The sequence below is a fragment of the Acinetobacter sp. COS3 genome (assembly GCF_000475335.1).
GTDB lineage: Bacteria > Pseudomonadota > Gammaproteobacteria > Pseudomonadales > Moraxellaceae > Acinetobacter > Acinetobacter venetianus.
This window is the reverse complement of sequence record NZ_AXCD01000012.1, coordinates 62512-84017: the sequence shown is the minus strand read 5'-3', so window position 1 is coordinate 84017 and position 21506 is coordinate 62512. Positions and strand designations below refer to the sequence as shown.

16 protein-coding genes are annotated in these 21506 nt (G+C 41.4%); 13 read left to right on the top strand and 3 right to left on the bottom strand.

The window, feature by feature from the left end; genetic code table 11:
• Positions 1-3651, bottom strand: a complete 3651-nt coding sequence (locus tag IO68_RS23765; RefSeq protein WP_023013150.1) for an exodeoxyribonuclease V subunit gamma — start codon at positions 3649-3651, stop codon at positions 1-3.
• A 183-nt stretch (positions 3652-3834) separates the two neighbouring features.
• Here IO68_RS23765 and IO68_RS23760 point away from each other — a divergent pair, with 183 nt between their 5' ends.
• On the top strand, positions 3835-4341 hold the full coding sequence (locus IO68_RS23760) for a hypothetical protein (RefSeq protein WP_004876530.1): 507 nt from the start codon (positions 3835-3837) through the stop codon (positions 4339-4341).
• A gap of 42 nt (positions 4342-4383) precedes the next feature.
• Here the strand turns inward: IO68_RS23760 and IO68_RS23755 are convergent, their stop codons facing one another.
• The gene (locus tag IO68_RS23755; RefSeq protein ID WP_023013149.1) at positions 4384-5802 is read right to left on the bottom strand and encodes a polyphosphate--AMP phosphotransferase; all 1419 of its coding nucleotides are present in this window, start codon (positions 5800-5802) and stop codon (positions 4384-4386) included.
• Positions 5803-6006: 204 nt separating this feature from the next.
• On the opposite strand from IO68_RS23755, the gene IO68_RS23750 reads away from it, so the two are divergent.
• The 6 genes from IO68_RS23750 (at position 6007) to IO68_RS23725 (ending at position 12035) form a co-directional block, all read left to right on the top strand.
• On the top strand, positions 6007-6714 hold the full coding sequence (locus IO68_RS23750; protein ID WP_023013148.1) for an FFLEELY motif protein: 708 nt from the start codon (positions 6007-6009) through the stop codon (positions 6712-6714).
• A gap of 199 nt (positions 6715-6913) precedes the next feature.
• A complete protein-coding gene (gene ubiE, locus IO68_RS23745) occupies positions 6914-7855 on the top strand; it encodes a bifunctional demethylmenaquinone methyltransferase/2-methoxy-6-polyprenyl-1,4-benzoquinol methylase UbiE (protein ID WP_007480095.1) in 942 nt (313 codons plus the stop codon).
• Positions 7856-7879: 24 nt separating this feature from the next.
• Positions 7880-8560: a hypothetical protein gene (locus tag IO68_RS23740; protein WP_023013147.1), complete on the top strand. Its 681-nt coding sequence runs from the start codon at positions 7880-7882 to the stop codon at positions 8558-8560.
• 12 nt (positions 8561-8572) lie between these two features.
• Positions 8573-10192, top strand: a complete 1620-nt coding sequence (locus tag IO68_RS23735; RefSeq protein ID WP_023013146.1) for an ABC1 kinase family protein — start codon at positions 8573-8575, stop codon at positions 10190-10192.
• A 113-nt stretch (positions 10193-10305) separates the two neighbouring features.
• Positions 10306-11622: an FAD-dependent oxidoreductase gene (locus IO68_RS23730; RefSeq protein ID WP_023013145.1), complete on the top strand. Its 1317-nt coding sequence runs from the start codon at positions 10306-10308 to the stop codon at positions 11620-11622.
• A 26-nt stretch (positions 11623-11648) separates the two neighbouring features.
• Positions 11649-12035: a VOC family protein gene (locus IO68_RS23725; protein WP_023013144.1), complete on the top strand. Its 387-nt coding sequence runs from the start codon at positions 11649-11651 to the stop codon at positions 12033-12035.
• A gap of 1 nt (position 12036) precedes the next feature.
• Here the strand turns inward: IO68_RS23725 and IO68_RS23720 are convergent, their stop codons facing one another.
• Entirely contained in the window at positions 12037-12303 is a 267-nt protein-coding gene (locus tag IO68_RS23720) for a hypothetical protein (protein ID WP_023013143.1), read from the bottom strand.
• Between the two features lie 239 nt (positions 12304-12542).
• Here IO68_RS23720 and hisIE point away from each other — a divergent pair, with 239 nt between their 5' ends.
• From hisIE to IO68_RS23690, 6 genes are all read left to right on the top strand, one after another.
• The gene (hisIE, locus tag IO68_RS23715; protein WP_023013142.1) at positions 12543-13310 is read left to right on the top strand and encodes a bifunctional phosphoribosyl-AMP cyclohydrolase/phosphoribosyl-ATP diphosphatase HisIE; all 768 of its coding nucleotides are present in this window, start codon (positions 12543-12545) and stop codon (positions 13308-13310) included.
• A 9-nt stretch (positions 13311-13319) separates the two neighbouring features.
• On the top strand, positions 13320-14822 hold the full coding sequence (locus IO68_RS23710; protein ID WP_023013141.1) for a UvrD-helicase domain-containing protein: 1503 nt from the start codon (positions 13320-13322) through the stop codon (positions 14820-14822).
• A 25-nt stretch (positions 14823-14847) separates the two neighbouring features.
• Entirely contained in the window at positions 14848-16227 is a 1380-nt protein-coding gene (locus IO68_RS23705; RefSeq protein ID WP_023013140.1) for an ATP-binding protein, read from the top strand.
• A 255-nt stretch (positions 16228-16482) separates the two neighbouring features.
• Positions 16483-19326 carry a monovalent cation/H+ antiporter subunit A gene (locus IO68_RS23700; protein ID WP_031234773.1) on the top strand — a complete coding sequence of 948 codons (2844 nt, stop codon included), beginning with the start codon at positions 16483-16485 and terminating at the stop codon, positions 19324-19326.
• Positions 19326-19694 carry a Na+/H+ antiporter subunit C gene (locus tag IO68_RS23695; RefSeq protein ID WP_004876507.1) on the top strand — a complete coding sequence of 123 codons (369 nt, stop codon included), beginning with the start codon at positions 19326-19328 and terminating at the stop codon, positions 19692-19694. Before IO68_RS23700 ends, IO68_RS23695 begins: the two co-directional genes overlap by 1 nt.
• Positions 19694-21505: a monovalent cation/H+ antiporter subunit D gene (locus tag IO68_RS23690; protein ID WP_019385812.1), complete on the top strand. Its 1812-nt coding sequence runs from the start codon at positions 19694-19696 to the stop codon at positions 21503-21505. Before IO68_RS23695 ends, IO68_RS23690 begins: the two co-directional genes overlap by 1 nt.
• Position 21506 lies beyond the last annotated feature (1 nt).

Genomic DNA, 21506 nt, shown 5'->3' with positions numbered 1-21506 from the left:
TTACTCCACACGCAAAAATTCAAAAATCGGTTGATACAAGACAAATGAATACTGATCACAAGCATAGTTCAATAAAGCAGTGGCATCTTGCTCTTGTAAAATAAACTGCCAATCTCGATGTAATTTACAAGCTTCATTTTGTGTCATGTCAAAACCTGAAAAATCGCCTGTATCATTCCAATCTTTTAACACTTGTTTTTGACTATTTTCATCCAAAATTTGTCGAGTATCTTGCTCAATCCATTCATAAGGTTTGGCTTTTTCCAAAGGTTTTAATAATAGTGCTGCTGGCAAAACCACGGGTTGTTGTTGCGCATTTTGCCAAAGCTGTAACCATGCTTGTAAATAATCTTTTGCTTGGGTTGAACTTACGCCTTCACAAATCACCGTTTGATTACTGAACACCACGATACGGCGTTTCTCAATGGCTTGGCCCTGATTCGAAACAACCAGCCAGAGCAAATATTCCAACCACACTTTAGCCAAACGTTTGGCACGCGCACTAGAAGCATCTAAGCTCACCCAATCCTGCACATCTTGCTTGGGGGTGATACAACTCATTTGCAAATGCTTAGAAACTCGCCAAATACGTTGCGTAGTTTCTGTCGGCGCGGCTGCATATTGCTGTAAACGTTCCATTAAACGTTGTTGTTCTAAACGGCTTTGCTGCCATGCACTGTGCTGTACCTTGCCGACAGGCAACTGATCTTGCAAGATGCTGGGTGACACTTTTTCATCGTGCTGCTGTAAAAAATGTCGAATCGCATATTTGCCTAGACCATCTAATAACAAAGGCTCGGCTTGATCGACCAATTCAGTGGCACTTAAATTTTCCACCCCTAACGTTTTTAAATATAGCCGTGCTGGAAAGGTCACATCTTGAATCCATTGCTGACTCTCCAAAATGGTCATTTCACTCTGTTCAACTGGATACGCTGAATTTACCCATGCCTGTCGTTCACCTTTCGCTTTCTGAATCTGTGAAGCAACCTTAAACCATTGATCTTGGAAACGTACAGGTCGATCCATCGTAAAGCCGAGCGGATCAAAAGGTTGCAAACGGTGTACATGATAGAGAGGATAAAGTTGAGGTGGGCAAATCTCCCCTAACCCCTCTTTGATAAACATAGGAACTTCTTCACTCTCCCCTCTTTCATACAGAGGCATTGGGGAGGATTGAACAATCAACGCCAAATGATCTCGAAAGCCTTGCAACACACTTGAAGGCTCTCTCACTTCTCCATCATTGATATCAAAACCATTATAGAACAGCCACAATTGCTCCTGCGCTAGCAATACTGCATCTAAAAATGCGCCCTGATCATCCTCTAAACGAGAACGATCACCCAATTGCTGACGCAATGCATCCATTAAGTCAAAAGGAATATGGCTGTCTCGATTTGGGAACTTACCTGTATCTAAATTTAATAGCACAATCAAACGATAAGGAATTGGACGGATTTGCCCGATCTGACTAAAGGTGATTTGTCCTGTTGGTTCAACCTGTGCAGACTGACTTTCTAAAGTTCGTTGGATTTCTTCAATGATATAAGGCAATGGCAATGAAATTTGACGCAGCTCAGTTTCAGCATCTTCATAATAACTGGCCAAAGTCAGCATACGCTCTTGCTTTTGGATGATTTCACGTACAGCTTTTAACGCGACAATCTCCGCTTGCTCAAACTCCTGCACATCATCTTTCAGTCGTTTTAACCATGCCTCAACAGGCAACCGCTGACCATGTTCATGTGCCATCAGCCAATTTCGTCGCGCAGATAAATCTTGATAAATCTGAATCAGAATTCCAATCAGCTCAAAATCACTAGACTGAACCATCGCATAACTAAGCGTCTGTTGCACCATTACATGCGCAGGCACCGCAATACCCAGCGCCAAACGATCTAAGGCGAATTTAAAACTATAACGATAGTCTTGATCGGTTTCACTCAAACTTTGTTGCAGATGCTCTGCATCCAAACCACGCTTAAAACCCGCATCATTGAGTAAATCCAACATCCGTTGTGCTTGGCTATAATCCAAACCATAGCGCTGTTGCGTTGCAGATAAATTTAACCAGTCAGCGAAATCATCTTGGGTAAAGCGACCTTGTGTCAATTGCAAACGACCTAGCACCGCACGCCAAGCATTCAAAGCATCAAGCTGGGCGACACCTGCAATTTTGACAGGTAAAAAAACTTCCTGATCATTGGCAACCGCAGGAAATACACTACGAATCAATGGTTCTAGCTCAGCGAGATTTGGCGTTAAAACCAACACATCACTTGGACGACGCGGCATGACATCAGACTGAGATAGCCAATTGACCAATTGCTCTTTAAGTACCTCAAGTTGACGTAAGCTGGAATGGCAAACATGCAATTGAATCGATTGATCATCAATGGCAAGTTCATATTGCGCAGCTTGAGGTTCAGCGAGATAGAAAATATCAGACTGGATTTTCCCTAATAAAGTTTCAGGAAATTGCTCAACAAAAGCATCCACCCACTTGCCTTCCTCACCTGTTGCAAGCTGGGACAATAAAGAGAAATGGTCACGCGCCTGCTTCCCTAAGCGAGTCAGCAAAGGATGACGTGACTCGCGTGCTTGCGCATTAAAGAACAGCGTAAATTGTTCAAAAAACGCCGTGATTTCCTCATCCGTTGCTTTGGGATTTTTGGCAATAAAGCGCTCTTTCACCCCTAAATCGTAGCGTTGCTTCCACAAAGGATCGACACTATCCGCCCAATACTCTTGAGACGGGTTATAGTGCAAAATAACCACATCTAAATATTGTCCTAAGCGGCGTAAAAACTGCAATTGGCTCGGTGGTAAATCCAAAATGGTAAATACAATCACCTGATTGGGCAGTTGCGCTAACGCTTGATCACGTTTGTGCGGTTGATCAAGAATATGCCAAAAGTCAGCATCAATACTCTGCATCTCGACAAAGTCATCATGGAAATAGTTCTGCCATAGCCAACGTTGCCATGCCTCGAGCTTTTCTGTTTGATCTAAGCTAAATGCCGAGGTTTGTTGATCTGTGGTTGAGATGAGTTGTTCGATATTCAAGGCTTGGTTTCTGCCCCAAGCCGATAACCAATTACCTGAACAGGTACACTCGCCCTCACATGCACGTTGGCAAGTCCCACGATAAATCATGTAGTTGTTAAATAGTTGTGAAACTTGCTCAGCCACCCAATACAACATACTTTGTTTTTTTAGCTGTTTCTCTCTACCCTGTTTTAATTGATCGGCACTATCGTAAATACGCTGTACGATTGAATATAAAGGATGATCTTCAGCAAGATTAATTTGATCCGCTTGAATAAAAGATTGTAAGGCTTGATGAATGCGCCATTTTAAAATCAATCGAGGAATATTGGCTTTACGTACTTTTTCTTTATTTTCTAGGACTTGTTGATAAGCGTACCATTGAAAACCGCGAATACGTTGATGAAATTGATAATTGGCAGTCATGCCTTGTTGTTCAGCAATTTTCTGCGTGAGCCATTGCTCCTGCGCGGGACTCGGTACAATAAAATGCTGCGTTTTAAAGACTTGAAATGGCGAGTTGCTCGGCTGATTAATTGATGCCATCACACCTTGCAATAACACATCAAGGCGTTGACTTTGAATAACATGAATCCCCATGCGTAACTACAACCTCGTCAATAAATCAGCATTGTGTTGCACGAAACCGTACACAATCATCACTATACAACTTCATCGAACTATGTCACGTTAAACACACAAGGAAATAAAAAAATTGTTTTGAAATTCACCACTCAGTACGATTGAATGTACTATCGAGGGATAGACTTTAGGTATAACTTTATGAAAATTGAAAAAATTCCTGACTCAATTGATCCGAGCTTGAACTTGGATCAAATCCGCGAAGAATGTTTAGAGCTTACAAAAAAGCGTGCGTATTGGTCAGCAGGTGCAGCAATTGTCCCTATTCCATTTTTTGATGTTGTGGTCGATTTAGGCATGCTGACCCAGATCATTCCTTATGTGAATGCTCGCTTTGGCTTAGCGCCTGAACATATCAGTGTCTATGACCCAGAAACCAAGAAAGTACATTGGGATGAATTACGTAAACGTGGCTTTGAATTTTCAGGTTTTGTAGTAGCACGTACAGCGATGAAAAAATCGTTTAATGGTTTTTTTACCAAGATTGCGACCAAACAAGTGACCAAGTTTATTCCTCTCGGTGGTCAACTTGTAGCAGCAAGCCTTGGTTATTTCATGATGCGTAAAATTACCGAAGCACATATTCAAGATTGCTATAACTTGGCAAAACGTATTCAGCAGAAAAGCCGTAATACCATTGTGGCTTAATCACTTTTAAACGTAATGTTTTTATATCTTTCAGTTGAAAGCTTAATCCGCTTTCAACTGTTTTAAAATTGCCTTCAGCACTTCGATCCTTGCAGTATTTTTATCATCAGTCGCAATCACATACCACGGCGCGTAATCAGTATTCGTTCGTTCAAACATATCCGCAGCCGCATTTAAATAATCATCCCATTTTTCACGGTTGCGCCAATCTTCTTCAGTAATTTTAAAGCGTTTATGTGGCGTTTGTTCACGCGCTTTAAAACGCGCTGCTTGCTCATCTTTACTAATGGCGAGCCAAATTTTCACAAGTACGGTTTGGCTATCGACAACACTTTGTTCAAAACGATTAATTTCGTCATAAGCACGTTGCCATTCGACAGCACTAGCAAAGCCCTCGATTCTTTCAACTAAAACACGTCCATACCATGTACGATCGAAAATTGTGATCTTGCCACTATCATTTAACTTACTCCAAAAGCGCCATAAATAAGGACGACGTAACTCATAACGCTCTGGTGCAGCAATACTATGAATTTCATATTCACGAGGATCGAGTTTTTTTACGATGCGCTTAATCGCACCACCCTTTCCAGCCGCATCCATTCCCTCAAAAGCCACCACCACTTTACGTTCGTCATAACGCAACGCATCAGCTACTTTTTTGGTTAGTTTGTTTAGCTCTTCCTTATATTCATCTTTATCTAAACTGTCTTTGGATGGTTCAAGTAAGGTTTTCGGAACTTTAGCTTGTTGCCACTTTTCTGTAATTTTGGTTTGGTGATCAGGTAGCTCACGCAACGTTTGCAACACATATTGTGCGAAGCATTGATCTCTTACTTTTTCATCCTCACCATCAATCACAAACCAATCATCTGTAAATTTTTGACTTAGACTCGCTAAGGTATCGTATTGTTTTTTATTGCGCCAATCCAAACCATGTAATTTATGCCAGTGCTGTTCTGAAGCATCAATTTGATCTAAACGTTTCTGTAATGATTTCCATGACAAGTCAAACCAAACTTTAATTACATGCACATTGTTGTGTTGTAAGTCATGCTCAAAAGCTCTCATCTGCTCAACATAGGCATCAAACAACTCTTCATTTAAAGGTTTTGATACATGCATCGCAGTTGAAAGTAGGTCGCTGTACCAATTACCAAACATCACCACGATCTGCCCTTCGGCAGGAATAAATCGGGTATACGGCTGCCAAAATACTTGGTTCGATGAAAGCAGCGTTGGAGCATCCGCCTTCACTTTTAAATATCGCGGATCGAGCCATTCTCGCAATTGCTTGACTGACTCGCCCTTGCCCGCCATTTCAATGCCACTGACCAAAATCAGAACACTTTTGGCATTCTTCTTATCTCGACTATCTTTTAAAGCGTATTGTGCTTCAATCAGATCTAAAGACAGTTCATCTTCATCTCGTATTTCAAATTTTGGTTGTTGTGCGCTCATCTTTAATTCTAAATGGCTAATTATTAAGAATAAGTATAATGAAATCGATTTAGAGCTTTACAGAACCCTTGTACAGTTTATGTAGAGTTAAATCAGTGAATGACAACAGTGACCAATTGTTAAACATTTTCGGTTTATGCTGTCATGGTTCTTCGTTATTATGCAGCCTATGATTTTATGGTTTTATTTTCTTTGAGTTCAAACATGTCAAAACTCGCTGCATTTGATCAACTTTTATTACAATACCAATCTTTGAACTATCACCAAAACCCAGCGATTGCCCAACGTCTGCACGAAGTACAAGCATGGATGAAAGAGCGTATTGCTCAAACGCATGAAGAATTTTTTGCCCGTCCAGAAAATCAACTTATGGCGCAATATTTTCTCAATCGTTTATACGGCGGCCCTGATTTTGATGCTATGGCACAGCAAATCGAACGCCTATTAAAGTATGCTCATAAAGCAGAAAGCTTACTCCCTGAAAATGCAATTAAAACGGGTACTAAGTCTGTCAGCCTTGCAGTCCTCGCAACTCAACTGGATGAGCAAGTTGCAATGCAACTTTTGGAAGATTATCCATTAGAAACGGCATTGACTGATGACATCATGCGTCAAACCCTTGTGAAACTTGATCAAGGTGAGGCACGTTATGAACAGCTTCATTTACTGGATGAACTTGGCCAAACACTTGATAAATACATGCGTTCAACCATGATGTTTGCCGCCTTTAAAATGTGTAAAGGTATTGCACATAAATATCAATTCGATCGAATGTATGAATTCATCCAAGAAGGCTTTGCCGCAATGAAACCGATGAAATCAGCCGCGGTATTTATCAAAACATTTACCGAAAAAGAGCGTGAGATAATCGACAAAGTACATGCAGGCCACCCTGATCCATTTCGTGCATAAACTCGTTACTCAAATCCCTCTTCGCTTAAGAGGGATTTTTATTTAAGAACTCAAAAAACCAAAATGAAAACACTTTTGAGATCGTGACTTTCTGTATATTATTCACAACAATGATATGCTAAGCCCTGTAAAAAATTACAAAATCTGTCATCATGCATGCTGATTCGTGCCGCTAGAGCAAAAAGTTTAGGAGAACACAATGTCTAACGAAAACCAACAGCCTACCCCAGAAGTTGAGCAAACTCAAAGTTCAGACAAAGTTAGCCCATTCCTAAGCGCACCGCTTCCTCAAGGCACACCTCAAGGTCAGCAACAATCTTTACAACAAAATATTGCGTCTACACCAACAGGTTCGATTCCAAAATACAACCTACCTCGCGGTGCGAATACAGGTAATGTTGGAGAAACTACACACTTCGGCTATCAAACTGTAAGCAGTGATGATAAAGCCCAAAAAGTTGCAGAAGTTTTCCACTCAGTTGCAAGCAAATACGACATCATGAATGATTTGATGTCATTTGGTATTCATCGCCTTTGGAAACGTTTTGCGATCAACATGTCTGGCGTTCGTCGTGGGCAACATGTCCTTGATATTGCAGGCGGTACAGGTGACCTTGCCAAAGTATTTAGCCGTGAAGTCGGTCCACAAGGACACGTTGTTCTTTCTGACATTAATGAATCAATGTTAAATGTTGGTCGTGATCGCCTGATTGATGCGGGCTGCACCAACGTTGATTTCGTTCTTGCCAATGCAGAAACATTAGAACCATTTGCAGACAATAGTTTTGATTTAGTGACCATTAGTTTTGGTCTTCGTAACGTGACGGATAAAGATGCAGCACTACAAGCGATGTATCGCGTGCTGAAGCCAGGTGGCCGTTTATTGGTACTTGAATTTTCAAAACCAGTGTTTGAACCATTTTCTAAATTGTATGACCTTTACTCATTCACGGCACTTCCGATTATGGGTAAACTCGTTGCAAATGACTCTGAAAGTTATAAATACCTTGCTGAATCGATTCGTATGCACCCAGATCAACGTACTTTAAAAGGCATGATGGAAAATGCAGGCTTCCAAAGCTGTGACTATCATAACTTAACAGGTGGTATCGTTGCGGTTCACCGCGGATTCAAACTTTAAAGTTTTGACGTTAAGGAATTTGCAATGTGGTCGATTTTAGCACTCGGTGCGGTTGAACGACTCATTCATCATGTGATTGACTTGGATGCGATTACTCGCATTCAACTCAATCAATTACAAGGTCAACTGTTACGCGTGGTTATCGACAGTCCACAACTTTCAGTTGATGTGTTTTTTGATGAAAATAAAGTTCGTTTAGAGCCTACAGTCACAGGGCAAAGCCAAAGCCCCTCTATTTTTGAACAGCGTCCATTTGATCCTCAACAGAAAATCACAGATGCAACAGCAACATTACATGTTGAAAATGTAGTGGAACTGGTCAAATTATTACTCAGTGATATGGATCAAATTGGTAATATTCCGCTACAAGGCGATTATCACTTATTACAAGATATTCAGCGAATTATGCAGCAAGCTGAACCTGATCTCGCCGCACATCTCTCTCCTTGGATTGGCCCTCAACTCGCACATGAGTTAGGTAAAATTCAGCTTGCACCACAGCAACTGAAACGTTCTTTGCAAAGTCAGCTTTTTTTTGTTGAAGACGCCTTAAAAGAAGATAGCGGTTTATTTGCTCCACGTTGGCAAATGGATGATCTCAATCGAGAGACGCGTCAACTCAATCAATCATTAGATCGACTCGAAGCTCAATTGCAACAGTTACAAACTCAATTCAACCAACAAAAGCAAACCACTCAAAACTAGGTAAGATTTTATATGATTCCGCATGTTAAACGGTTACACGAACTCTGGCGTATTGCTGCACATTATCGCCTTGACACCTTGTTCCCCGCGGAAGAATTGCCTGTTAAAGCGCGTCATGCATTAAATATTATTAAAATGCACCCCGCTGCTTGGTCGAGTCGAGAAAAGAAAAATCCACTTAAGCTCAAGGAAGCTTTGGAAGAAATGGGCCCACTTGCAATTAAGTTGGGTCAATTATTATCAACACGCCGAGATTTGATTCCACCTGAAGTCTTATCTCAGTTGGTATTATTACAAGATCGTGTCAAACCTTACGATACACAACTTGCTAAACAACGCATCCAAGAATCACTTAAGGCAGATGTCAGCACCTTATTTTCACGCTTCGATGAGCAACCATTAGCTGCCGCATCTATTGCACAAGTACATACTGCGGCTTTGCATGATGGTCGTGAAGTGGTTGTTAAAGTCACACGTCCTGATATTCGGGGGCAGATTCTGCAAGATTTTGAAATCTTGGCATGGCTGGGTGATTGGTTAGAAAATCGTGTAGAAGCTGCACGTGCCTTACATTTATCAGAGATCATCCAAGATTATCGTCAAATCATTTTAAATGAACTTGATCTGAGCTTAGAAGCAGACAATACCCGCCGTATGCGCCATTACTTTACAGGTTCAAGCATGATGTATGTGCCTGAAGTTTATATGGATAGTAAAGATGTGATGGTAGCGGAACGGATCACGGGTGTTCCTATCTCTGATACGGCAACATTTGATCGTTTAGGTATGGATCGTGCAGATCTCGCTGAAAAAGGTCTGACGATTTTCTTTACCCAAGTATTCCGTGACAACTTTTTCCATGCAGATATGCATCCAGGGAATGTTTTCGTTGAAACGATTAACCCTAGTAATCCACGCTTTATCGCGCTGGACTGTGCCATCATGGGTGAATTGTCTAAACATGATCAAATGACCGTTGCACGCATGTTGCTTGCTGTGATGAATAGCAACTTCATGCAATTGATTCAAATCGTGCATCAAGCAGGCTGGATTCCACCGGGTACAGATCAAGATACACTGGCTCGTGAAATGCGTCGTACGGTCGGCCCTATGGTTTCAAAACCGATGGATCAACTGGATTTTGCAGGCATCTTGATTCAAGTCATGGATATTGCGCGTCGTTTCCACTTGGAAATTCCACCGCAATTGATGTTACTCCTCAAGACATTGGTTCATGTTGAGGGTTTAGGCACAGACCTTTATCCTCAGCTTGATATTTGGAAACTGGCGAAACCGATTCTGACAGAATGGGTCAAAGCCAATATGAACCCCGTTAAAAATGTCAAAGAAATCGGACAACAGATTCCAGATTTATTGCTTGGTGCTCAAGACTTACCAAGCCTGATCATCGACAGTCTAAATGGATTGAAAAATCAGTCTGCATGGCATGACAAACAATTGCGTGAAATTCAACAAATGCGCCTGCAAATGCAACATCAACAACGCCGCAGTTGGATTTTTGGCAGCATCATGTTGATTTTACTTACCATTGCGATTATTACACCTTGGTTTGTATCGATTATTCTTATTGTGTTAAGTAGTCTTTTAGCGCTATGGCGTATGGCGAAATAAAGCAAAAATCCTCTGTTTTCGCAGAGGATTTTTTATATCAATTTTCAAAAATTAATTACGATCAGTTAAAATCACCGTTCAACCAATTTATAACGCCCTTAAAAGAATAAATAATGAAAACAGTCCATTTTGCAATGATTGGTGCAGGTACAGCTGGATTGGCGACTGCGATTTTACTTGCTAGACAAGGTCATCAAATTACGATTTTTGAGCAAGTTGATGAGCTTTGTCCTGTAGGTGCTGGTTTACTGTTACAACCAGCAGGTTTAGCTGTTTTTGAACATCTTGGTGTACTCGACCATACCCTAAAACTTGGCGCAAAAGTTACAGGCTTAGAGGGGCAACTTCCTAACAAAAGACTGCTAGTGAACAGCCACTATCATCAAGCTGGCTCAAATTTCTACGGTATCGGGATTCATCGTGCGACCTTATGTCACGTATTAACTGAAAAACTGGCTGAATACGCAAATCAAATCACATGGTGTATGGGGCATAGCATTGATCAGGTCGAAGAACGCCATAACGAAGTTCGTCTAGTTGGCTCTTACCAACAGCAAAGTTTCGATACTTGTTTTGATGCTGTACTGATTGCGAATGGTGCACGGAGTCAATTACGCCCTAAAGCATGGGTCAAAGTAGATCAAGCTTATCCTTGGGGAGCAGCATGGAGTATCGTGCCTGAGTGCGCCGTATTAGACCCTAAGATTCTGCATCAATTTTATGATCGTTCCAAAATTATGATGGGCGTCTTGCCTACAGGTGCAATTCCATCCGCACCACAACAACGGCTATCCAGTGTGTTTTGGAGTTTGCCGACTTCGCAGTTAAGTACGTTCTTGCAAAATGAACAGGCAAAGCAACATTGGTTGAAACAGGTTTCTAATCGTTGGCCAGATGTTGCTGATTGGCTAGAGCAGCTTTTATTGAGTGAACAACATCAACCGCAATGGCTTTCTGCCCAATATCGTGATGTGGTGATGTCTCAATATGGACAAGGTCGAATCGGGGTCATTGGTGATGCGGCACATGCGATGAGTCCGCAGCTTGGCCAAGGTGCTAACATGGCACTTTTGGATGCATGGGCATTTTCTCAGTCCTTGCAAACTGCTCAAAAAAACCAGCAGATCGACTGGATGATATTATGGCAACAGTATCACCAACACCGTCGTTCTTCGACCCAATTCTACCAATTTCTCAGTCGACTCCTCACCCCTCTTTATCAATCAAATCATTGGTGGGCAGGTGGATTACGCGACCTCGTTTTCCCTTGGCTGTATCAAATCCCGTATTTCCGTAAAGAAATGGCAATCACTATTTCAGGTTTAAAAACAGGTATGTTCCAACAAATGAGCTATCAACAGATTGCGGCATACCAACACAATCAAAATGTCTTGATTGAAAATAATCAATCATTACCTGAATATGACTAAGTGTAAAAATAGGATTTGAATTAAATATGAAAATTAGCCATTTAGATCATTTAGTTCTGACTGTTGCTAATATTGAAATAACTTGTCAGTTTTACCAATCAGCCTTGAATTTTGAAGTTATCACCTTTGGTGATAACCGTAAGGCCCTAAAATTCGGCACTCAAAAAATTAACCTGCATCAAACAGGCAAAGAGTTTCAACCTAAAGCTCATCAACCCACTGCTGGCTCAGCTGATTTATGCTTTATTGCAGAAACACCGTTAGATGAAGTCATTGAGCATCTACGATTACTGAATGTCGAAATTATTGAAGGACCTATTGAAAGAACGGGTGCTGTAGGAAAAATTATTTCTGTTTATGTTCGTGATCCCGATCAAAATTTGATTGAAATTTCGAACTACGAAAAAACCTGAGTTATTTGTAATCTATCGGGATATTTTTCAACTGCTCATTAATATTCCAATTATTTGGCTTATCTTTTAACTCCAACCAACCTCCACCTGCATCTAGCCATTTTTTACGTTGGATCAATACTGATTCTTTTGTGTAATCTTCATATCCAAACTCCGTTCCACAACAGGCACAAATGGCATAATTAGGTATTTTACCGTCTTCCCCCCACGGTTCTTCACATTGGATAAGCCCACAAACACGACAAGCCAAATTTTCATTATTATTCAATATTCAATCCTCTTAATTTAGCCAACATTCATATAATCTTTTTACATGCCTCTGCATTTTAGTCAAAGAAAAGAGTTTCTTACTAAAAAATAAGCGAACTAAATACTATTTATAAAATATAAATTTCTTTGTATCAGTATCACGCAAAAAATACCAAACCGATTTTTTACCCCACAAGCATAGCCAACCCTAGCCACAAACGCTACACTAACGGCTTTCCACCAAATGGATTTCCACTCATGTCAAACTGGTTAGATGAAGTTAAATTTGATTCCAATGGTCTTGTTCCTGCCATTGCACAACATCATCAAACTGGTCGAGTGTTAATGGTTGCGTGGATGAATCGTGAGGCTTTACAACTGACAGCTGAAAAAAATCAGGCAGTCTATTACTCACGTTCACGTCAAAAATTGTGGCACAAAGGCGAAGAATCAGGACACTTTCAAACAGTGCATGAAATTCGTCTCGATTGCGATGCTGATGTTATTATTCTTCAAATAGAACAACACGGCGGTATTGCTTGTCATACAGGTCGAGAGTCTTGTTTTTATCGAAAACTCACACCTCAAGGCTGGGAAATCGTTGATGCCCAACTGAAAGATCCAACTGCAATTTATGGTGCATCCGCAAAAACAGAAGCGCATGACCATAGCCACAGCGAACAAATCGATGTTTTGGGCTATTTAGGTCGCTTAATGCAAGAACGTAAAAATGCTGAAGCTGATAGCTCTTATGTTGCAAGTTTATATAAAAAAGGTATCAATAAAATCTTAGAAAAAGTCGGCGAAGAAAGTGTCGAAAGCATCATCGCAGCAAAAGATTATGCGGTGCATGCTTCACTTGAAAATAAACATGACCTGATCTATGAAGTTGCTGACCTTTGGTTCCACAGCATTGTGATGCTTGGCTACTTTGATCTCGACCCTCAAGTCGTGTTGGATGAACTTGCACGTCGCCAAGGCTTATCAGGTTTAGTCGAAAAAGCCAATCGTAGCAAAGAAGCGTAAGCATCGCCTGTGTCGAGTATCGAGAAACCCAAAGCGACTTATGAGCAAGCTGTTGCCATAGACAATGCTCGTTTAGGACAATCCTTTAAAGTGATTGCCTATGCTGGCACAGGTAAAACGACAACCTTACAAATGATCAGTGATGCCATGCCTGAACGGCGTGGTATGTATTTGGCATTTAACAAAGCCATCGCAACAGAAGCGCAGAGTAAATTTCACGGCAATGTAAATTGTCGAACATTCCACTCACTCGCTTTTCGCAGTGTGCCACGTGGGGTAACGGATAAATTACGTTTACCACGTCTTAGTCCAAGTTTTATGGCCAAAGAATATCGCCTAGAACCGATTACATTGCGTCGACTCATGGGTGGACGTTATGAAAAATACGTTTTGATGCCAAGCCGTTTAGCGAGCCTAGTTGCCAATGCGGTGAGCTATTTCTGTTCAACCAGTTCACAATACCCCGCACCTCGTCATATCCAAGCACCCAACTGGTTGCATCAGGACGATATCGAATCTTTACAACAGCATCTTTATCCAGCTGTTGAACGCCGCTGGTTAGAATCGATTGATCCTAATCATCAAGCAGGCATTGGGCATGACATTTATCTGAAATTATGGGCATTGTCTGAACCGAATATTCCTGCGGATTATGTGCTATTTGACGAAGCACAAGATGCTGATCCCTTGATGTTAGGAATTTTGTTGCATCAGAAAAGTACCCAAGTGATTTATGTCGGTGACGCACATCAGCAAATCTATGCTTGGCGTGGTGCAATCAATGCGATGCAACAAATGCCACTACCTGAAAGCCGTTTGACCACCTCGTTCCGTTTCGGTGATGCAATCGCAGATGTGGCAAATAGTTTGCTTGGTGCACTCAATGAAACCGTTCCTCTACTCGGCAATCCAAATGTAAAATCGAGTGTGGTGAATAAACCGCACACCAAAATGCGTGATGCCATCCTGTGCCGTACCAATGCCCGCGCGATGGAGTTACTGCTTTCAGGTCTGGTGCATGGCGACAAAGTCAGCTTACAAGCAGATCATCAAAAACTCAGTCGTTTTGTTGATGCGGCAAGCTTATTGAAACAAGGTAAACGCATTACCGATGTCCCTGAGCTGGCTTGGTTTAACTCATGGCATGATGTACATGAATATTGTGAGACCAATGACGGCAGCGATATTAAACCATTGGTTAAATTGGTCGATGATCACGGCACAGAACCACTTAAAAAAGCCCTTGCCAAAATCACACCGATTGAACAAGCTGATTATGTGATCTCAACGGCACATAAAGCCAAAGGACTGGAATGGAATCGTGTCCATATCGAAGATGATTACCAATTCAAAGTGAATGGACTGGAACATAAAATTACAGATGAAGAATTAAGATTACTTTACGTTGCCTGTACTCGTGCTAAAGTAAGTTTAAATATTCACCATCTTTTTGACTTAATACAACAATTAAAACGGTGCGCTCCCTCAAGTCTTCGTCAGTCAGCAGGTTAAAGCGCTTAGATTGAGGTGAGAGCCTATGCAACTTGAATCTGTTCTCTTCAAGCATGTTGGAATGTTTCGAGACTTAACTGTCGAATTTCAGGCTGAGCGTCCTGTCACACTTATTTTGGGTGATCAAGCTACAGGCAAAACCACGCTATTAAAAAATATTTACCAAACATTAACGTGGTTCTCGGCACGTTATAAAGATATACGAACAGCGGGCGTGGTCATTTCTGATCAAGACATTATGCTGACCCGACTCCAAGCAAAAATTCAAATGCAAGTTCGTATGAGTACTGAACTGACTGGTAGTTTGGCGGAAAGCAGCTCAGCCGCAGAAACAGATACTCAAAGCTGTGTTTGGAAATTATTTAAGACATTTAATAGTCAAGGTGTCGGTATCAGTCAAGTCGAGACACAGCAGCTTGATCAAATGGTTACGCTTTATCAAAAAACCAGCTTACAAGATCCTTTATTTGGCTTACCACTGATTGCTTATTATCCTGCTGAACGCTTTGTCCATGAAATCAATTTACAAAGCAAAAATGTTCCGGGAATTTTACAAGAAATCTCTGCTTATGATCTTACGGCGATTCCCTACACCACTTTTGCGCGTTTTTTTGAATGGTTACGTGAAATAAGTGATGTAGAAAATGCCCACTCAGCTCATATTGTTCGACGCTTAATGGGGAATGATTTTAGCCAACAAAATCAATTGGAAATATTAAATCAATTACAGCAAGAATTGGCTAATCATCCAAAGCAACTATCTGCCCCAAATCTTTATGCATTGAAAAAAAGCTTACATACCATTTTTCCTGACTTGACAGACCTCTACATTCAATATGTTCCAAAATTACAATTGATCGTACGTTATCGTGATCAGTTAATTCCATTTCAACAGCTCTCAGCCTCACTCAAAACATGGATTGCACTTGTTGGTGATATTACTCGTCGCATGTGCTTACTCAATCCGCATTGTTTTGATCCATGTATAGAGGGTGAAGGCATTTTATTAATTGATCAGATCGACCATCAGCTTGATCAAAATAATTGTGCTGAGATTTTGCAACGGCTTCATCAAGCATTTCCAAGACTACAAATTATCGCTTCAGGCAATCGAGATGAATTGCTTGAACATGCCGTGGATTATCAATGTTTACGTTTAGATGCCAAAGAAATCTACGAAATCAATGTAGAAAAGTCACAACAACAACTCTCTCAACTGTATAACGAACTAGTTTGGACTGAAGAAAATAACATCGCGCAAACGCACAACTTACTGGAAACAGAAACACTGATTAGCCGAGTGGATGAATTATTTCATCAAATACAGGAGCTTAACCCTCAAGAAAAAAATGATTTATTAAGCTTATTAAAAATTGATGATACCCCCGAAGAAACACCGCTTTAATCATTTGTTTTATCGACTGAATTTTCCCGACCAAACTCAGCCTGATGTTGTTATTTTCATGTAATAACATCGGGTTTTTGTTCATATTTTATAGTAAGATAAAGCTCATTTTATTTTCAAGTTGTGCAATACAACTTGCTGCCTCCGTTAACTTGATTGGGTTTCGAGATTTGAAACTTTGGCGCTCTCTTTGAATGCCTGTGAGTCTCGAAAAGAAAATTCACCCTTAGGTCGCTCCCGACCTAAATCATCGACATGGATACCAGTGTGCTACCGATTATTATCTTATTACCGCTCATACTCGGCACCACCCTTGTCGCACAATTGCAACGTATTTCGCGGGGCATGACGGCACTAGGGGCAATTGGCATCAGCCTTAGTTGTTTCATTTTACTTTTTACTCAGGCAGAAACTGTTCTTCAGGGAAATACTCTGCAACAAAGCTGGGATTGGCTTCCTCAACTTGGAATCAATCTAAGTTTTCGCCTAGATGCATTAGGTTTATTGTTTGGTCTGCTGATTAGCGGTATCGGTACACTCATTTATATTTACGCCTATTATTATCTGAGTCCGAAAAACTCTCTTAGTAAACTTTATCAATTATTAATGCTGTTCATGGCGGCAATGCTTGGTATCTCACTTTCCAATAACCTCATTATCTTATTGGTATTTTGGGAATTAACCAGTATTTCATCATTCCTTTTAGTGGGTTATTGGAGTCAATATGATGCTGCGCAACGCGGCGCTCGTATGGCACTCACCATTACAGGAATGGGCGGTCTTGCAATGCTCGGTGGTTTTGTCTTACTCGGGCAAATCACAGGAACTTATCAAATAGATCAGCTTGTGCTGATGAAAGATACCATTCAACAGCATTACCTTTTTGTACCAACCTTATTATTAATTTTATTGGGTGCATTCACTAAAAGTGCGCAGTTCCCATTTCACTTTTGGTTACCCAATGCGATGGCTGCGCCAACGCCTGTTTCCGCTTATCTGCATTCAGCAACCATGGTTAAAGCAGGTATTTTCCTGCTCGCACGTTTAGCACCTATTTTTATTGGTGCTGCGCTGTATCACAATATCGTCACCTTTGTCGGTCTATTCACACTGTGTATGGCGGCAGGTTTTGCAATTTTCAAAGAAGATCTCAAAGGTCTGTTAGCATATTCAACAATCAGCCATTTAGGTCTAATTGTATGTTTACTGGGGATCGGTTCTCCCCTTGCTGTCGCTGCTGCGATTTTCCACATCATTAACCATGCTACATTTAAAGCTGCACTGTTCATGATTGCTGGGATCATTGACCATGAAACGGGCACACGTGACTTACGCAAGCTTAGCGGTGTTTGGCAATTACTGCCTTTCACAGGCACATTAACCATGATCACAGCTGCCTCAATGGCAGGTGTTCCTTTAACTAATGGTTTTATTTCCAAAGAAATGTTCTTTACTGAACTACTTGCAAACTTGTCTGGTCCAGTGATGGTCATTTCGGCAATTGTTGCAACTTTGGCAGGGATCTTTGCGGTTAGCTACTCAATTCGCTTGGTTCACGGCGTGTTCTTTGATGGTGAAGTTGGTAAACAAGTCCCAAATAAAGATGCACATGAGCCTGCATTAGGAATGCGTCTACCAGCAATCATTTTGGCAACTTTGTGTATTTTAGTCGGGATTCTTCCAGCTCTTCTTGCAGGCACGATGGTCAATAGCGTGACTCGCTCAAGCTTGGCACAACCTGAATTTGAAGGCGTTCACCTCGCGATTTGGCATGGAGTCAATGCACCACTACTCATGAGTGTGATTGCTTTGATTGGCGGTGCTATCTTCTATTTCGCTTTAGCAAAAGATGGGCGTATCCGCAAAATTGACCTTGATCCTTATCTAGGTAAGTTTCAAGGCAAGATCATATTTGAGTTGTTCCTAAAACATTTACTGTTAAATAGCAGAAAGATTAAACAAGCAACAGAAAATGGCTCATTACAAAGCTATCTGCTATGGATCGTTTTGTTCAGTACTTTGATGGTTGGCTTACCGCTGTTCAATCAAGGTCTCACTACGGGCACTCGTGAACTGACACATGCACCGTGGGTTGCGATTGTCCTTTGGCTAACACTATTCTCTGGCTGCTGGATGATGTTGTGGTTTCACCACGAACGTATTAAGGCGGTGTTGATTAGTGGTGCAGTTGGTTTGGTTGTCACCATGACTTTTGTAACTCTATCTGCACCCGATCTAGCCCTAACGCAAATCACCGTTGATATTGTAACTACCGTCTTATTATTAATGAGTTTGTCGTTATTGCCACAACTTACACCTTATGAATCAAGCCGTTCACGTCGCTGGAGAGATGCAAGCTTAGCAATCGCAGGTGGCTTAGGTATTGGTTGGATTGCGTGGTTATTATTAACTCGAGATCACAATTCAATTTCTTGGTTCTTTATGCAGCAAGCCATTCCGCTCGGTGGTGGTTCAAATGCAGTGAACGTGATCCTCGTCGATTTCCGAGGATTCGATACCTTTGGCGAAATCGCCGTATTGGGCATTGCAGGTATTGGTGCGCTTTGCTTGATGGATGGTATGCGTGCGCATGGCACCACCATGACCCAAGGTCTGACTTACCGTTTTAATCCATCACCACTAATGCTAAGAATGACTGCTTCTTGGATCTTGCCACTTGCGCTTGTTGTCAGTGTCTATATCTTCTTGCGTGGCCATAACTATCCGGGTGGTGGATTCATTGCGGGTTTGATTACTTCGATGGCACTGATCATTCAGTACATTGTTCTAGGGCAAGACAAAACTGAGCAGATGCTAAAAGCCAAATCAGGTCGTTTATATGAGATTTGGATTGGTTCTGGTTTAACCATTGCTGGTTTAACGGGTATTGCAGCATGGTATTGGGCACGCCCATTCTTAACCAGTGCACATATCTATGTCGAGCCGCCCCTACTTGGGAAAATGCACCTTGCTTCAGCAGCAGCTTTCGACTTAGGCGTCTATATCACTGTTGTAGGTGCAACCATGTTATTGATTTCAGTCTTAGGTGACTCACGCCATTCAAGCATGTCTGGCCCAATCCCAAGTGGAGATAAATAATGGTTAGTATTGAATTTTTACTTGCATCTGGGATTGGCTTACTGACCGCGACAGGAATCTATTTAATTCTTCGTGCGAGAACCTTTCCTGTTGTTCTTGGTTTGGCCATGATCGGCTATGCTGTCAACCTGTTCCTATTCGCAATGGGTCGTTTACAGGTCAATGCTCCAGCTATCTTGACTGAAGCAACCAAAGTTACAGACCCACTGCCTCAAGCACTTGTGTTAACTGCAATTGTGATTGGCTTTGCAACGACTGCATTTATCGTACAGCTTGCACTGCGTAGCCGATATGAATCTGGTACAGATCATGTCGACTCTAAAGAAGAACCCACCTTGACTTATGACCCACGTGAGGATGAGCCATAATGTTCGATTTTTACAATTTTTGGCTTACTCATACTCCTATTCTCAGTATCTTAGTTCCAGCTTTTACCAGCTTTATCCTATTGATACTTGGAAACCCAGGTTCAGGTTCTTTAAAGCAAGACTGGCGTCAACCTTGGCGTCGAGGCATTAGTTTCGTTTCAGCGTTAATCGGTTTAGGGCTGGCAATAAGTTACTTCTCAATTGCGAGTACAGGACAAATCACGGTTTATCAACTCAGTGAATGGTCTGCTCCTTTTGGTATTGTATTAGTGCTTGATCGTCTTTCAGCCTTCATGCTGCTATTGACCTATGCCCTCGCTGTACCTGTTATGTGGTATGCCAGTGAAAACTGGGATACGCGTGGTCGCTATTTCCATGCCATGTTCCATTTCCTATTAATGGGGTTATCTGGTGCATTCTTAACAGGCGATTTATTTAACTTATTTGTCTTCTTTGAAATTCTATTGATGGCATCTTATGTGCTTTTATTGCATGGACAAGGGCGCCCACGTTTTCAGCTGGGTGTGCATTACGTCACCATCAATTTGCTTGCATCTGCACTCTTTCTAATCGGCTTAGGCATGATTTACGGTAGTGTCGGTAGCTTAAATATGGCTGATGTCGGTCGCCTTATTCCAACATTAGACAATGATCAGCATAAACTTGCGATTGCAGGTGGCTTACTATTATTTGTCGTGTTTGGCATTAAAGCAGCGATGCTGCCTGTAGGCTTCTGGTTACCTAAAACCTATGCTGTTGCGAGTACGCCTGTCGCTGCAATTTTTACCATCATGACCAAAGTTGGCATCTACGCCATTTTACGTGTAAATGGCACTGTGTTTGATGATGCAATGGCACAAGACATTCTTAAAAACTGTCTATTAGTCATCGGTCTAGTCACTTCCATTTACGGTGTTATTGGCGCACTCGGTGTAGATCGTTTACGTCGCTTTGTAGGTTTCATGGTGCTGTCATCTATCGGAACATTGCTAATTGCAATCTCGATGTTCAATACAGCAGCATGGGCAGCAGGTCTTTACTATCTAGTTCACAGCACATTGATTGCAGCAGCATTCTATTTGTTCTGTGGCTGGATTACATCACAGCGTGGTGCATTTAAAGACCACCTCAAAGTTTCCCCTAAAATGAAACAGGAAAAGGCTGCGGCATTTACCTACTTTACCATTGCCTTAATGCTTGCTGGTTTACCACCTTTTAGTGGATTCCTTGGTAAAGTATTCATCCTACAAGCAACTGCTGAAACAGCTTATCAAGGTTGGATTATTGCCGTTATTTTAATTGTCAGCTTGCTCAGTATCATCGCACTTACCCGCGTTGGTTTCATTCTGTTCTGGCGAGCTACACCACCAGAGGAAAATCCAAACGAAGAAGCTTATGCTGTTTATCAAGCTTTACCAGAAGTAGCTCCAAAACGAAATGATAAAGCGATTTATATTCTATTGGGTACTTTAATGGCTTATGTAGTATTTGCTGCTCCAATTCAAAACTATATGGCTTTGACTGCACAGCAAATCCAAAATCACGCCCTTTATCAGCAAGCCATTTTAAAGACGGATAACCAAGGCCGTGCGATCAGCGTTCAACCTTATGATCCAAGCTATTTGCCAGAAACAAAATATGGTGGTGAAGTAGAAGATCATAATGCTTTACTTATTCCTGATGTGATTTCCAAACCAACACTGCAAGGTGAGCACATCTCTGAATATAAGCAACGCCAAATTGCAGAACAAACGTTAGAAGCACCAACGATTCCAAATACCACTCAGTTAAAACCAATGGAGGAACACTAAC

Excerpts from the sequence above, each read along its gene's own strand:
- IO68_RS23705 (WP_023013140.1), top strand. The coding sequence starts at position 14,848 with ATGCAACTTGAATCTGTTCTCTTCAAGCATGTTGGAATGTTTCGAGAC.
- hisIE (WP_023013142.1), top strand. The coding sequence starts at position 12,543 with ATGTCAAACTGGTTAGATGAAGTTAAATTTGATTCCAATGGTCTTGTT.
- IO68_RS23760 (WP_004876530.1), top strand. The coding sequence starts at position 3,835 with ATGAAAATTGAAAAAATTCCTGACTCAATTGATCCGAGCTTGAACTTG.
- IO68_RS23740 (WP_023013147.1), top strand. The coding sequence starts at position 7,880 with ATGTGGTCGATTTTAGCACTCGGTGCGGTTGAACGACTCATTCATCAT.
- IO68_RS23765 (WP_023013150.1), bottom strand. The coding sequence starts at position 3,651 with ATGGGGATTCATGTTATTCAAAGTCAACGCCTTGATGTGTTATTGCAA.
- IO68_RS23695 (WP_004876507.1), top strand. The coding sequence starts at position 19,326 with ATGGTTAGTATTGAATTTTTACTTGCATCTGGGATTGGCTTACTGACC.
- IO68_RS23755 (WP_023013149.1), bottom strand. The coding sequence starts at position 5,802 with ATGAGCGCACAACAACCAAAATTTGAAATACGAGATGAAGATGAACTG.
- IO68_RS23690 (WP_019385812.1), top strand. The coding sequence starts at position 19,694 with ATGTTCGATTTTTACAATTTTTGGCTTACTCATACTCCTATTCTCAGT.
- IO68_RS23735 (WP_023013146.1), top strand. The coding sequence starts at position 8,573 with ATGATTCCGCATGTTAAACGGTTACACGAACTCTGGCGTATTGCTGCA.
- IO68_RS23725 (WP_023013144.1), top strand. The coding sequence starts at position 11,649 with ATGAAAATTAGCCATTTAGATCATTTAGTTCTGACTGTTGCTAATATT.
- IO68_RS23750 (WP_023013148.1), top strand. The coding sequence starts at position 6,007 with ATGTCAAAACTCGCTGCATTTGATCAACTTTTATTACAATACCAATCT.
- ubiE (WP_007480095.1), top strand. The coding sequence starts at position 6,914 with ATGTCTAACGAAAACCAACAGCCTACCCCAGAAGTTGAGCAAACTCAA.
- IO68_RS23700 (WP_031234773.1), top strand. The coding sequence starts at position 16,483 with ATGGATACCAGTGTGCTACCGATTATTATCTTATTACCGCTCATACTC.
- IO68_RS23730 (WP_023013145.1), top strand. The coding sequence starts at position 10,306 with ATGAAAACAGTCCATTTTGCAATGATTGGTGCAGGTACAGCTGGATTG.